This is a genomic window from Candidatus Schekmanbacteria bacterium (assembly GCA_003695725.1).
Lineage (GTDB): Bacteria > Schekmanbacteria > GWA2-38-11 > GWA2-38-11 > J061 > J061.
This window is the reverse complement of sequence record RFHX01000065.1, coordinates 1-14,403: the sequence shown is the minus strand read 5'-3', so window position 1 is coordinate 14,403 and position 14,403 is coordinate 1. Positions and strand designations below refer to the sequence as shown.

General features: G+C 38.4%; 9 protein-coding genes. All 9 read left to right on the top strand.

All coding sequences use genetic code 11. The annotated features are described in order from the left end of the window. On the top strand, positions 1-2,672 hold a 2,672-nt coding region (locus D6734_02990; protein ID RMF96975.1), incomplete at its 5' end, for a PAS domain S-box protein. A gap of 267 nt (positions 2,673-2,939) precedes the next feature. Then, positions 2,940-5,207 carry an aldehyde oxidase gene (locus D6734_02985; protein ID RMF96974.1) on the top strand — a complete coding sequence of 756 codons (2,268 nt, stop codon included), beginning with the start codon at positions 2,940-2,942 and terminating at the stop codon, positions 5,205-5,207. Positions 5,208-5,315: 108 nt separating this feature from the next. After that, a complete protein-coding gene (locus D6734_02980) occupies positions 5,316-7,634 on the top strand; it encodes a glycosyltransferase (GenBank protein ID RMF96973.1) in 2,319 nt (772 codons plus the stop codon). Between the two features lie 19 nt (positions 7,635-7,653). Then, the gene (locus D6734_02975; protein ID RMF96972.1) at positions 7,654-8,880 is read left to right on the top strand and encodes a glycosyltransferase; all 1,227 of its coding nucleotides are present in this window, start codon (positions 7,654-7,656) and stop codon (positions 8,878-8,880) included. 84 nt (positions 8,881-8,964) lie between these two features. Next, complete coding sequence (locus D6734_02970) at positions 8,965-9,909, top strand: glycosidase (GenBank protein RMF96971.1); 945 nt, start codon at positions 8,965-8,967, stop codon at positions 9,907-9,909. 6 nt (positions 9,910-9,915) lie between these two features. Continuing rightward, positions 9,916-10,959 (top strand): glycosyltransferase family 4 protein, encoded by a 1,044-nt coding sequence (locus D6734_02965; GenBank protein ID RMF96970.1) that lies wholly within the window; start codon positions 9,916-9,918, stop codon positions 10,957-10,959. Between the two features lie 3 nt (positions 10,960-10,962). Then, positions 10,963-11,904 carry a glycosidase gene (locus D6734_02960; GenBank protein RMF96969.1) on the top strand — a complete coding sequence of 314 codons (942 nt, stop codon included), beginning with the start codon at positions 10,963-10,965 and terminating at the stop codon, positions 11,902-11,904. An 89-nt stretch (positions 11,905-11,993) separates the two neighbouring features. Continuing rightward, the gene (locus tag D6734_02955; GenBank protein ID RMF96968.1) at positions 11,994-13,067 is read left to right on the top strand and encodes a DUF362 domain-containing protein; all 1,074 of its coding nucleotides are present in this window, start codon (positions 11,994-11,996) and stop codon (positions 13,065-13,067) included. A gap of 131 nt (positions 13,068-13,198) precedes the next feature. Beyond that, on the top strand, positions 13,199-14,356 hold the full coding sequence (nhaA, locus tag D6734_02950; GenBank protein RMF96967.1) for a Na+/H+ antiporter NhaA: 1,158 nt from the start codon (positions 13,199-13,201) through the stop codon (positions 14,354-14,356). Positions 14,357-14,403 lie beyond the last annotated feature (47 nt).

Below are 14,403 nucleotides of genomic sequence, written 5' to 3'. Positions count from 1 at the left end.
GTCTAAAAGACATTTTAAAAGATTTAAAAAGAGAAATAAATGACATTAATACAGTAATTGAAGATTCAAAGAAGCCGCCCGGTTTTTCTGTAAAGCCCATTATAGATGAAGAGGTAAGAAAATATCTTGAAAAATACAAAAATCATATCACTCGAGTGTCGTCCCTTGTATCCAAAATAATCGCAGGCAATGAATCATTTGATACTGCCTCAATAATCAACAGATATGCTGCCCATTTTGAAAATCTCCTAAAAGAATACAGTAATATAAAAAACTTCCTCAAAGAAGGCCGCAAGGAAAACTTTATGCGAGTTACGGCTATTTTTTGGGGGATGGTTGTTGTTTGGTGCACAATCATTGGAGCGTTTTTCATTTTCTTATACTATTTTCTGAAAAAAAATTCAGAAACGATGTCAAAAATCGAGATTAGCGAAGAGCGTTTCCGCTATATGGCAGAAAGCATTCAAGATGGAATTCTAATAATTGAAGAGGATAAGCCAGTTTATATCAATAACCGAATGTGTGAAATCCTCGGAAGAACAAAAGAAGAGATTTTAAAAACTAAAAAAGCAGAAGAATTTATCAGCGCCCAAGACAGAGAGAAAATGATTGAACTTAAAAGGGAAGCAATATCAAAATCACTGCCATATGTTGAAATTGAGTGCTGGAATGAAAGAAATGATGGCACACTGGCTTATGTCCAGCATCGATACAGCGCAAGAAAAACAGAAGAAGGCAAGACATACCGCTATATTGTTACAACAGACTTGACTGAAAAAAAGTTAGCTGAAGAAAGGATGGAGCATCTTGCCAAAATATTTGAAAGCTCTCTCAATGAAATCTACATACTCGATGCTGAAACCCTCAAATTCATAGAAGTCAACAAAGCGGCGAGAGACAATCTGGGATATTCTTTGGATGAATTGAGGGAAATGACTCCATTGGATTTAAAACCGGAAATGACTTGGGAAAAAATAAGAGAAATAACCAGAGAAGTCGATAGCGGAGAAAAGAAGTTGGTCAAATTTCAAGCGGTGCATACACGAAAAGATGGGAGTAAATATCCGGTAGAAATATATATCCAAAAAATACTATATGAATCAAAGCCATGTCATTTGTGTATGGTACTGGATATTTCAAGCCGCATTGAAGCAGAAGAAGAACAAAAGAGACTTCTTGAAGCAATAAACCAGTCTTGGGACATCATTATGATTACAGACAAGGAAGGCGTTATTACCTATGTCAACGATTCCTTTGAGCGGATAACAGGATATAAAAAAGAAGAAGCCATTGGGAGGACACCGGCATTTTTGAAAAGCGGTTTACAGGATGAAAATTTCTATAAGGAGTTATGGGCAACACTTTTAAAAGGCGAAACATGGAAAGGACGGCTCATAAACCGCAAAAAGGATGGCTCTCTTTATAACGAAGATGCAACTATTTCCCCTATAAAAGACACAAAAGGAAATAATATCAGCTATGTTGCTGTAATGAGAGATGTAAGCCGCGAAGTTGAAATGGAAGCCCAGCTTCTACAAGCACAAAAAATGGAAGCAATAGGCCGCTTAGCAGGAGGAATTGCACATGATTTTAACAATCTATTGGTTGGAATAATCGGCTATAGCGAACTTTTAAAGGAAACCCTGCCTTCGGAAATGGAAACCGCACAAAGGTATATAAATGAAATAGTAAAAGCAGGAGAAAGAGCATCTTCTCTCACAAAACAGCTTCTTGCCTTTGGCAGAAAACAGATATTTAGGCCTCAGATAATAGATGTCAACAACGCATTAAAAAATACTGAAATGATGTTAAAAAGAATTATAGGAGAGGATATCAAGGTTGAAATCAAAACGAATGAAAATATTAACCCAATAAAAGCTGACCCTGACCATATTTCCCAAATAATGCTAAACCTCGCAACCAATGCAAGAGATGCGATGCCCAATGGAGGAAAATTTATCATAGAAACCACCAATGTATATCTCGATGAATTCTTCGTAAAAAATCATAGGGGAGCAAAGGAAGGAGCATATGTTTTGATTACTGTTTCAGACAATGGTTGTGGAATGGATAAAGAAACTCTATCTCATGTCTTTGAGCCATTCTTTACAACAAAAGATGTTGATAAAGGCACCGGACTTGGTCTTTCCACCGTCTATGGAATTGTAAAGCAAAACAATGGGTATATCAGTGTGTACAGCGAAATTGGCAGAGGAACGACATTCAAAATTTACCTCCCTGTGGCTGAAGGAATGAAAAAGGAAGAAATCAGCGAACTTTTTTTAGACAAAATTCCCGAGGGTAATGAAACCATCCTTGTCGTAGAAGACGAAGAAGTGGTGAGAAAAATGACAAAAGAAATACTTGAACAGCTTGGCTACAAGGTATTGAGTGCCTCTAATGCAGATGAAGGATTGCTTATATTAAAAAACAGCAACGAAAATATAGACCTGCTTTTGACTGATATTGTAATGCCTGATATGCGTGGTGATATTCTTGCAAAAGAAATAAAAAAATTGAATTCAGGCATTAAAATAATGTTTATGTCAGGATATGCAGAAGCCATTATCGCAAAAGAAGACGGATTATTTGGAGATAATGTTGTAATTCAAAAGCCTTTTACTTCGCGAGAACTCGCAATAAAAATTAGAAAAGCCATAGAGGGCAGTTAATTTCAACGGCTTTTCTTTCTTCATATTTCAACCTTTTCATCAATAATCCTTCTTACATAGTCTCATTTGAATATTTCGAAACAATATTTTCCCTGTTGGCTTAAAACAAATAAGATTGTAGCATCTGCACTGAAAGGTAGAATACTAACTGAAAAGATGAGCTATTCTGCCCCTGCAAGTATCAGTAAAAATGGATAAAAAAAGTTTTTTTCAATCAAATGAATATTGATTATATCCTAAAAATGTCTTACAAAAATTTCTATAAAAATGAAAAAAAACGATTTCATAAATATAGGGAAGAGACAACCTCGCCTTGATGCCGCCCAAAAAGTAACTGGCAAAGCCAAATTTACAGATGATTATTCTCCTGCAGGAATGCTCTATGGGAAAATATTGAGAAGCCCTTATCCAAAAGCCAAAATTCTCAACATAGATACCAGTAAAGCTGCCAAAGTGAAGGGAGTAAAGGCAATTGTAACTTATGAAGACACAGCAGGAATAATGTTAGGTCCCGAACAAAATCTGCTTTGCAAAGATGAAGTCAAACACTTTGGAGAAGAAATAGCCGCAGTTGCTGCAGTTGATGAAGATACAGCAATCGAAGCATTGGAGCTAATAAAAGTGGAATTTGAACCGCAAATGCCAATCCTTTCCATTGATGAAGCACTCAGGAAAGGAGCGCCCCCCATTCATAACTTTATGGATGACAACATTGCTGATGAGGTAAAAATAAACTTTGACGACTGTGAAAAAGAATTTGCCGAAGCCGACTACATAAGAGAGGATGAATACACCACAGAAGCAACACATAATGCCTTTGCCGAACATCATTCAGTTATTGCAGATTTTACTCACAGCGGGAAACTACAAATCTGGCTTCCTGTCCAAACTGCACCGCTGATACAGAAAAGAATGTCTGAAAAACTTGGAATCAATGAAAGCGATGTCCGTGTGTTGAATCTGAATACAGGTGGCGCTTTCTCAGGACGAGGAGTTGCTCGCGCCCATCATTATCTCGCGGCCCTTTTATCCAAGAAATCATCGAAACCTGTAAAGATTCATTGCACTCCGGAAGAGGAGTTTTTAGTTTGCAGAAGCGGAGGAAAAAACAAATTCAGGTTCAAGACTGCTGTTATGAAGGACGGTACTATAAAAGCCGTTGAAGCAGAAGCCCTCTACGACTGCGGTGCATATATTGAAACTCAGTTCACAATGGCAAGATTCGTGGGACTGGGACTTCAAATGCTCTATAAGATGAACGCTTTTAAATACAATGCCAAGATTGTTTATACAAACAATATCCCCTACCTTTTTCATCATGGAGGAGGATTTGTGCCGGCACGCTTTGCATTTGGCACTCATCTTGACCTTGTGGCAGAAGACATTGGCATCGACCCTGCAGAAATTCGTCTTAAAAATGCTGTTTCAAAGGGATACAGGACCCTTAGCAAAAACTATTATGCAAGCTGTGGCTTGAAAGAATGTATAAAGAAAGTCTTGAAAAAATCCAGTTGGAAAAGAAAAAGAGGAAAACTGCCTCCATTTAGAGGAATTGGCATTGGCTGTGGTGTTATGAATTCCGGCGGAAAAGGTGTTTTCGACCATGATACTTCGGCTGCATTCATAAAAATCGGAGAAGACGGCAAAGTTTCCCTATTTACAGGACTTCCTGATATGGGACAGGGCTCTCACACTGTCCTTGCAATGATTGCGGCGGAAACACTTGGAATAAAAATAGAAGATATTACCGTAGTTTCAGGTGATAGCGATGTAACACCATTTGACATTGGGGCCTTCTCACAGCGTGGGACGCTTACAACAGGAAATGCTGTAAAAAATGCAGCGCTCGATGCAAAAAGGCAACTTTTAAAAACAGCGGCAAAAAATTTCAATGTGAAAGCTTCATCCATTGTATTTCGCAACAGGAAGGTTTATCCAAGAGGAGAAGAAGAAAAAGCACTGCCTTTTGAGGAAATCGTATTTGATACCTTGCACTCATCAGAAGGCAGATATGTAATGGGGCGAGGTTTTTTCAATCCTCCAACACAATCAGTTGACCCGATTACTTTTGAAGGTAATAACTGCCTCGCCTATTCTTTTGGGGCTCAGGTAGCTGAAGTTGAAGTCAATCCCGAAACAGGACAAGTAAAAGTGTTGAGAGTAACGGCCGCACATGATGTTGGCAGAGCATTAAATCCATTGGCAATAGAAGGACAGATTGACGGACAGGTATTCAGCGGAATGAGTCAAACCCTTTTTGAAGAGTGCAAGTTTGACTATGGACAAATCTTGAATCCTTCCCTTTTAAATTATAAACTTCCTCGTCCATTTGAAATCCCTGAAGTCGAGCACATTATTGTTGAAACAAATGACCCCTATGGACCCTTTGGTGCAAAGGAAGTTGGAGAAGGACCAATCGTTTGCGTGGCACAGGCAATAGCAAACGCAGTCAACAATGCCATAGGATATCCGATAAAAAGCCTTCCAATTACTCCTGAAAAGGTTCTTGAAGCAATTAGAAAAAAGATGACATAATAATCCAAATCTGTTATATCTACTAACCTATATTTCTTATTTTTTCTATTGGTCCTTCGCAATAAAACTGATTCGGCTTTTCTTTTCTTAGCTGAAAGGAGGGCTAAAATGTCTGAAAGAGGATTTTATAAGTCATCTCTCAAGTCTGTTGCTTTGATAGGGAACTATCTCCCTCGCCGATGTGGTATTGCAACATTTACTTCCGACTTGCTTAGGGGGTTATCATTAGAAGCTCCTGATACCTCTTTCTGGGCAATTGCCATGAACGACATTCCTGAAGGTTATCCCTATCCTTCTGAAGTGCGATTTGAGGTGCGGCAAAGAGAGCTTATAGACTATACTCTTGCTTCTGATTTTTTAAATATGAATAATGTTGACATTGTCAACCTTCAGCACGAATACGGAATCTTTGGAGGTGATTGTGGAAGCAATATTATCAACCTTCTTTCGAATCTCAGGATGCCCGTTGTTACAACACTTCACACTGTCCTCGAACAACCATCGGACGAGCAGAAAGAAGTTTTGATAAGCATTGCAAAATTATCAAACCGATTGGTTGTTATGAGTGAACATGCCAAAGAGATTCTTAAAAAAGTATTTGGCATTCCATATGAGAAAATAGTTATGATTCATCATGGTATTCCTGATGTTCCCTTTGTTGACCCCAATTATTACAAGGACCAGTTCGGTGTCGAAGGGAGAAGAGTTATCCTCACTTTCGGTCTTCTCTCTCCCAATAAGGGAATTGAATATATGATTGATGCTATGCCTGAAATCGTCAAACGATTTCCTGATTGTGTCTATATCATCCTTGGCGCTACACATCCCCATGTAAAGAAAGAACATGGAGAATCCTATAGAATATTTCTCCAAAGGAAAGCAAGAGAACTTGGTGTTGAAAATCATTTGATTTTTCATAATCGCTTCGTTGAACTGAAAGAGCTGTGTGAATTTTTGGGAGCGGCAGATATTTATGTTACTCCCTATCTCAATAAACAGCAGATAGTATCAGGCACACTTGCCTATTCGTTAGGAGCTGGTAAGGCAGTCATTTCGACACCTTATTGGTATGCGGAAGAAATGCTTGCCGACGGAAGAGGCAGGATTGTTTCATTCAGGGATTCAAAAGCGCTGGCAGAAAATGTAATAAATTTATTTTCAAATGAAGTTGAAAGACATTCTATGAGAAAACGTGCCTATATCTATTGCCGTAATATGATTTGGAAGGAGGTATCACGGAGATATCTCGATGTCTTTGAAGAAGTCAGAAGTGAAATGGAAGGAAAAGCAAAACCTGTGTTCAAAACCAAAACTCTCGAAAAAACACTTTTTGACCTTCCACAGCCAAAGTTGGATCATCTTCTGAGATTAACTGACGATGTGGGAATTCTTCAGCATGCAAAATACATTATCCCCGATAGATTTCATGGCTACTGCACCGATGATAATGCACGCGCACTGATTGCAGTATTGATGGCTCAAGAATTTGTTGCTGAAGAAGACCTCTTAATTGAATTGATGTGCAAATACCTTAGTTTCCTGCACTATGCCTTTAATGAAAAAAACGGCCGTTTTCGAAATTTTATGAATTATGAACGAAAATGGCTCGATGAGAAAGGTTCTGACGACAGCTACGCAAGGGCAATTTGGGCATTGGGTGCAACTGTTGGTTTATCTAAATTTGAAAACATAGCAGGATATGCCTTGACACTCTTTAAAAAATCTCTTTCTGCCGCTCTTGAATTCAAATATTACCATCCTATATCCTTTTCCATAATCGGAATTCAAGAATACCTCAAACGATTTGGAGGAGACAGCGAGGCGAGACGGGCAAGAGAACTTCTGGCAAGCAAATTGAAAGAACTCTACCATATTCATTCTTCCGATGACTGGCAGTGGGTTTCCGATAAAGTCACTTGGGGAAGCGGAAAGGTTGCTCAAGCGCTCATTATGGCAGGGCAATGGATTCCTGACAATGAAATGATGGAAATTGGATTAAAAATTTTAGAATGGCTAATGAAACACCAAACAGACAATGTGAATAAATATTTTGCTCCTGTAGGAAACAATGGATGGTTTGAAAAAAACAGTGTAAAAGCCCGTTTTGACCAACAACCAATTGAAGCTCTTTCAATGATAGAAGCATGTCGAGAAGCCTATAATGTAACAAGAGAAGAAAAATGGATAAGTTTTGCGCGGCTTTGCATAGAATGGTTTCTCGGAAGAAACGATGCAAATGCACCTCTTTACGATTATATTACAGGCGGCTGTTGTGATGGGTTGATGGCTTCGGGTATCAACCAAAACCAAGGGGCCGAATCAACACTTTGCTGGCTTATATCACTTTTCAATATGAGAAAGATGCTCAATCTTCAAATTAAAAGCAAAGCTGATGAGAAGGTGGAAGTTTTAACGCAGGCAGGATAAAATTGTTTAGAGGTAAAAAATGAATAAAAAACCCATAGTTTTAATCAGTTCATATCCACCAAGATTGTGCGGCATTGCCACTTTCGTAGAAGAAGCAAGAGAATTCATAGAAAAAGCGAACCCAGATAGGGAGGTTTTTGTAATTAGCCATACAGATGGACGCGGAAAAGGAGTTTTCCCGCTTATAGACATAAGCTCAAGGGATTGGTGGAAGCCAGTTGCAGATAAAATTGAAGAACTTGATCCTTATGCTGTACACCTCGAACATGAATATGGATTGTATGAATATATAGATGAAAGAGGAATTGGCGATGAAAACAAAGGGTTCTTAACATTACTTGAAGCAATAGAGAACTATCCAACAGTGGTAGAGCCACACACTGTTCATGGAAGATTGAGGGATCCTGAAGCAAATTTCATATATGAAATGTGCCGACTCAGCGACATTGTCTTATTTAAATGCCATTACCAGAAATGGCGGCTTGACTGGAATTTTAGCGGAAGAGGATGGGATACACCAAGGAATATAATGGTAGTCCCTCACGGGGCGCGTTCAGATAAACGTTGGGGACTTCATGAAATTGAAGGCATCAGAAAAGAGCTGGGATTCGATAAAACAACACTCACACAGCATATTGTTGGAATGATTGGCTGGATTCAAACCAATAAACGCTGGGACATTCTGCTTTCAATGTGGGAAGAAATTCATGAAGAAATTAAAAAGGCAAGCGGTATTGAATGGTCGCTTCTTGCCGCAGGTGCTATGCGCGATCCAAATCATAAAGGTGACTATGAAGAATGGAAAAGTGAAGTTCAATTCTTGGAAACAAAAGGCATAGCTCATTATCATGAATTCATACCTCGAGGTGAAATCTATTATAAGATGATGGCAACATGCGATTTTATCGTCCTGCCTTCAGTCGATGAAACCCAATCAGGCACTCTCGCAAGAATCATAGCACTCAATAAACCATACATTACGACAGCACCTCTTGAAGGTTTGACAGCTCAGACATTAGAAAGTGAAGGAGGTCTTCTTTTCACAACAAAAGAAATGCTTAAGAAAAAAGTCATTAGATTGGCACTCGATGAAAACCTTCGTCTCGAGCTTGGCAATAATCTAAAAAAATACCTTGAAGAAGTGGTGTGTTGGGAAAAAGTAGCTGAACAATACAATGAGGCATATGCTTTGGCAAATGAAGCCAAAAAACTCGGCAAGAAAATCGACCTTGGACTGGAGTTTTAAGATAAACTTAGATTTGCTGTTCTCATAGATAATTTTTCTCGTTTCCTGAATCTCTAAATGTTTTCTACATAAGGTAAAAGGATTATGGAAAAGAAAGAATTGTTTACAAGATACTCAAGGAATCCTTTGCTAAATGTCAAAGACCTGCCTTATAAAGCCAACTCTCTATTCAATACAGGTGCTACAAAATTTAATGATACGACGCTTCTTCTAATGAGAGTAGAAGATAGGAGAGGAATATCACACTTGACTAAAGCTGTAAGCAGTGATGGAATAACAAATTGGAAATGCGATGAAAAGCCAACACTAATGCCACAACCTGACCGTCATCCTGAAGAATTTTGGGGAATAGAAGACCCAAGAATAAGCTATCTTTCTGAAATTAGAAAATGGGCTGTTGCATATACATCATTTTCTAAAGCAGGGCCATTGGTATCAATTGCTCTTACAGATGATTTTATAACTTTTGAACGGATTGGCATTGTACTACCCCCTGAAAACAAAGATGCCGCAATTTTTCCTGAAAAGGTAAATGGGCAATGGGCAATGCTTCACAGGCCTGTTTCAACATTTCCCGGCACAGGAGCGCATATATGGATTGCATTCTCAGACGACCTCATACACTGGGGAAAACACAAATTATTGCTCAAAGCAAGAGAAGGCAGTTGGTGGGATGCGGAAAAAATCGGAGCCTCAACACCACCGCTTAAAACCGATGAAGGATGGCTCATACTTTATCATGGCGTAAAAAGGACTGTAAGTGGATGCATCTATAGATTGGGGTTGGCACTTCTTGACCTTGACGATCCTTGCAAAGTAATTTCAAGAGGTGATGAATGGATTTTTTCACCTGAAGAAGAATATGAAATGATAGGAGATGTAGATAAAGTCGTGTTCCCCTGTGGATGGATTATAGAAGATAATGAAGTTAGGTTATACTATGGCTGCGCAGACAAAAGCATTTCAATGGCAACTGCAAAACTTTCAGAGCTATTGCAATGGGTAAAAAAATATGAAGGGAGGCAGTAGAAAAAAATGCGAATCGCAATGCTTTCTCCAATAGCATGGAGGACACCACCGCGCCACTATGGTCCATGGGAGAATGTTGTCTCATTAATTACAGAAGGTCTTGTAAAAAAGGGAATTGATGTAACCCTATTTGCCACAGCAGATTCAATTACATCAGCTAAACTTGTAAGCGTTGCTCCTCATGGATATGAGGATGACAAAACTCTCTTGCCAAAAGTATGGGAATGTCTTCACATCTCAGAATGTTTTGAAAGAGGAGATGAATTCGATATAATCCATAATCACTTTGATTTCCTTCCTTTGACATATACAGCAATGACATCCACACCTGTTGTAACAACAATTCATGGTTTCTCGTCTCCAAAAATTTTGCCTGTATATAAGAAGTACAATGGTAAAGTATATTATGTTTCCATCAGCAATTCGGACAGAGCGGACGAGCTTGATTATATTGCAACAGTACATCATGGCATCGATTTGAATCAATTCACTTTCAATGAGAAAGGAGGCGACTATCTTCTCTTTTTTGGCAGGATTCATAATGAGAAAGGAACTTATGAATGCATAGAAATTGCAAAAAAGACAAAAAGAAAATTGATTATTGCCGGAATCATTCAGGACCAAAAATATTTCGATGAAAAGGTTGCTCCTTTCATAGACGGAGAACAAATCGTTTATGTGGGAAGCGCAGGACCAAAGAAAAGAGATGAATTGTTGGGCGGTGCTTATGCACTTTTGCACCCAATCAACTTCGACGAGCCCTTTGGACTTTCTGTAATAGAATCTATGGCATGCGGCACACCTGTTATCGCAAAGAATAGAGGCAGTATGCCTGAAGTTATCGATAAGGAAAAAACAGGTTTTTTAGTTGAAAGCATAGATGATGCAATAAAAAAAGTTGATGAAATTAAAAATATCTCGCGCATTGAATGCCGCAGGTGGGTTGAAAAGAATTTCTCAGTTGAAAGAATGGTAAATGATTATATCAAAGTTTATGAAGAAATCCTCTCCATCGAGAAGGCAAAATCTACAAAAGTAAAACGAATATAGAAAATGAAAGTAAAAAAAGATTTAGTAAAAAGGTATGAAGGGAATCCTATTTTAACAAAGAAGGATATTCCCTATCCTGTCGAAACAGTCCATAATGCCGCTGTCATCAAAAAAGATGGCAAATATATAATGCTTTTCCGCTCTCATCTGAGAAATGGGCGCTCAATAATTGGCAAGGCAGAAAGTGAAGATGGATTCAATTTTCAAGCCGATGACAAACCCTTTCTTACTCCTTCGAAAGAAGAACCTTTTTCAGTTTATGAAGAATACGGTGTGGAAGACCCTCGCCTTTGTGAAATCGAGGGAATTTATTACATTACATACAGCGCCTATTCAAGACATGGCGTAAGAATCGGATTAGCCAAAACAGAAGATTTCAACAATATTGAAAGAATTGCTTTTATAACAGAATGCGATTACAGGAATGTTGTTTTATTTCCTGAAAAAATTGACGGACTCTATTACCGTCTTGATAGACCACATTCAGAAATATCGCCATGGTCGATTTGGATTTCTTCTTCGCCTGACCTCATTCACTGGGGCAATTCTGAAATCATCATCAAGCCGCAGAATTATCATTGGGACGAAATGAAAGTAGGTCCCGGTGCAACACCTATAAGGACTGACAAGGGATGGTTAAATATATTTCATGGCGTATTCAAAACTATGGACGGTTCAATATATCGCTTAGGAGTTGCTCTTCATGAGCTTGAAAATCCCGGTAAAATTATTGGAGTTGCCGATGATTGGATTCTACAACCGGAAGATTCGTGGGAAATTACTGGCTATGTTCACAATGTTGTTTTTTCTTGCGGTGCAGTGCCCGAAGATGACGGTACATTGAAGCTTTATTGGGGCGGTGCTGACACCGTTATGTGTGTTGGCACGGCAATAGTTGAAGAACTTGTTGAATTATGCCTTAAAAAAAAGAGGAATCCACTTTGAAAACTTGAATAAAAAAACTAAATGTTCTAATTTTTTTCTGTTTTTGCCTTGAGTTTTTTGCAAACATTTTCTTTTTTTAGGAGATTCCAATGAAGAAAAGATGCCCATACAGTCATCTATTAACAAGAAGGTCCTTTTTAAAATCAACCGTCGCTGCAGCTGCAATAACGGGAATCAATCCGACTTTTTTATTTGCTGATGAAGGGAAAAAATCTGTCGCCAAATCCATAGTTGCAGTAGTCGAGGACAAAAAAGCAATTACTGATAATTTTTCAATCGATGCAAAACTGGCAAGGGCAATGGTTGATGAAGCAATAAAGAGAATAACAAATACTAAAAGCATATCCGAAGCTTGGGTCAAAATTTTTCCAAATTTAAAAGAGAATGAAGTCATTGGTATAAAGCCGAATTGTGTTAATTGGCGAATTCCTTCTCACCCTGAAGTAGTCTATTCCATAGCAGACAGTATGGCTGAAGCAGGTATAAAAAAGGAAAATATTCTCATTTGGGACAATGTGGAAGGATTTTTGGAGAAATCAGGATATAAGATAAACAAAGGGAAAGAAGGATATAAATGTTATGGCACATTCATAGGTAAAGGAGCTGAAAATATTGGTCTTGACCCGGAAGCAAAGGTATTCATCAAATCTGAAAACTTCGAGCGAACACACAGCAAAATTCTTTCTCAACATATTGACTACTTGATCAATGTTCCTGTCCTAAAATCTGCTGATTCCCCGGGAGTTACGGGAGTAACTCTTTCTTTGAAAAATATGTATGGCACCATAAGTATTGCCGAGCAGGCATCTGTGGGACTATACCCTCCTGATATGCCCGAAGCATTTGACAAGATGCACCGTCATCACTGCAACCCGCAAATTGCCGAAGTCAATGCAAGCGAACATCTAATGAAGAAAACAAAATTAGTAGTAATCGATGCCCTTGCAGGTGTTTTCAATGGAGCTCCATCTTCACCCCCGCAGGGAGTAAGCCACAAAATAGTAATGAGTACAGACAGGGTTGCGGCAGACATCGTAGGAATGGGAATAATAAATGAAAAAAGAAGGGAAATGAAAATTCCTGAAGTTTCCCATGAAGCGGCTGGTCACATCTGGTCAGCAGAGAAGATGGGACTCGGCACAACGAATGCTGAAATAATCTAAAAAATGGCATAAACACCATCTTCAGCAAATTTTTTTCCACAATAAAATGATGATCTTTTATCATCAAAGAATTTATGCTCTATCATTCTGCCTGATATGTTAAACTCTACACTATCGCTTTTGAGGCACTAATGAAAATTATTGAAGAATTCATAGAAAAGGAATCATCAAGTGGTATTTTATTAATGTTTGCAACTGTGGTTGCTCTCATCTTCAGCAATTCATTCTTATTGTACTACTATGAATCATTTTTACATCTTCCCATAGAAATAGGAATAGGAGCATTGCATTTGAATAAATCTCTGCATCATTGGGTTAACGATGGATTAATGGCTGTTTTCTTCTTATTGATTGGGCTTGAAGTAAAAAGGGAAATATTGGAAGGACACCTCTCATCTTTAAGACAAGCTGCTCTGCCGGGCATCGCTGCCATTGGAGGAATGGTGATTCCAGCTTTAATCTATCTGATATTAAACCAAAACAATCCGTTAGCTACTAAGGGATGGGCTATTCCAACAGCAACAGATATTGCATTTGCTCTTGGAATTCTTTCTCTTTTGGGGAAAAGAGTTCCAATTTCTCTTAAAGTATTTCTGACAGCACTGGCTATTATCGATGATTTGGGCGCTATTGTCATCATTGCCATTTTTTATACAACGAATTTATCTATGCTATCATTAGCCCTTGCAATGAGTTTTTTAGTAATCTTGATTTTATTCAATACTTTTGGAATAAAGAGAAAATCTTTTTATTTGATTGCAGGCATTCTATTGTGGTTAAGTGTCCTGAAATCAGGTGTCCATGCTACACTGGCGGGAGTTCTGCTGGCATTTACAATACCGCTGAATGTGACAGATAAAAATCAAGAGCAGGCATCACCGCTCAAAGAGCTTGAACAGAGCCTGCATTTTGTCGTCGCCTTTCTGATACTTCCGCTATTTGCCTTTGTCAATGCAGGAGTTAATTTCACAGAAATATCCTTCAATCAGATGTTAGAAACTGTCCCTTTAGGAATTTTGGCAGGACTATTTTTGGGAAAACAGATAGGGGTATTTGGCTTTAGTTGGATAACAATAAAACTCAAATTGGCAAAATTACCGGATAACAGCAACTGGAGACAGTTTTATGGAGTTTCAGTATTTACAGGTATCGGCTTTACTATGAGCTTATTCATTTCCACTCTTGCCTTCAGTGACACTAGTATCTTTCAGTACACAGACAAGCTTGCAATAATAGGTGCCTCTTTTATTTCCGGAATTGTAGGTTATGTAATATTAAAAAAAGGATAGAGCTCTTACTACCATCTTAGTAAATTTCATTGTATTGTCCCTAATAT

Coding starts and splice junctions, on each gene's coding strand:
- D6734_02955 (RMF96968.1), top strand. CDS start 11,994: ATGAAGAAAAGATGCCCATACAGTCATCTATTAACAAGAAGGTCCTTT.
- D6734_02960 (RMF96969.1), top strand. CDS start 10,963: ATGAAAGTAAAAAAAGATTTAGTAAAAAGGTATGAAGGGAATCCTATT.
- D6734_02985 (RMF96974.1), top strand. CDS start 2,940: ATGAAAAAAAACGATTTCATAAATATAGGGAAGAGACAACCTCGCCTT.
- D6734_02965 (RMF96970.1), top strand. CDS start 9,916: ATGCGAATCGCAATGCTTTCTCCAATAGCATGGAGGACACCACCGCGC.
- D6734_02980 (RMF96973.1), top strand. CDS start 5,316: ATGTCTGAAAGAGGATTTTATAAGTCATCTCTCAAGTCTGTTGCTTTG.
- D6734_02975 (RMF96972.1), top strand. CDS start 7,654: ATGAATAAAAAACCCATAGTTTTAATCAGTTCATATCCACCAAGATTG.
- D6734_02970 (RMF96971.1), top strand. CDS start 8,965: ATGGAAAAGAAAGAATTGTTTACAAGATACTCAAGGAATCCTTTGCTA.
- nhaA (RMF96967.1), top strand. CDS start 13,199: ATGAAAATTATTGAAGAATTCATAGAAAAGGAATCATCAAGTGGTATT.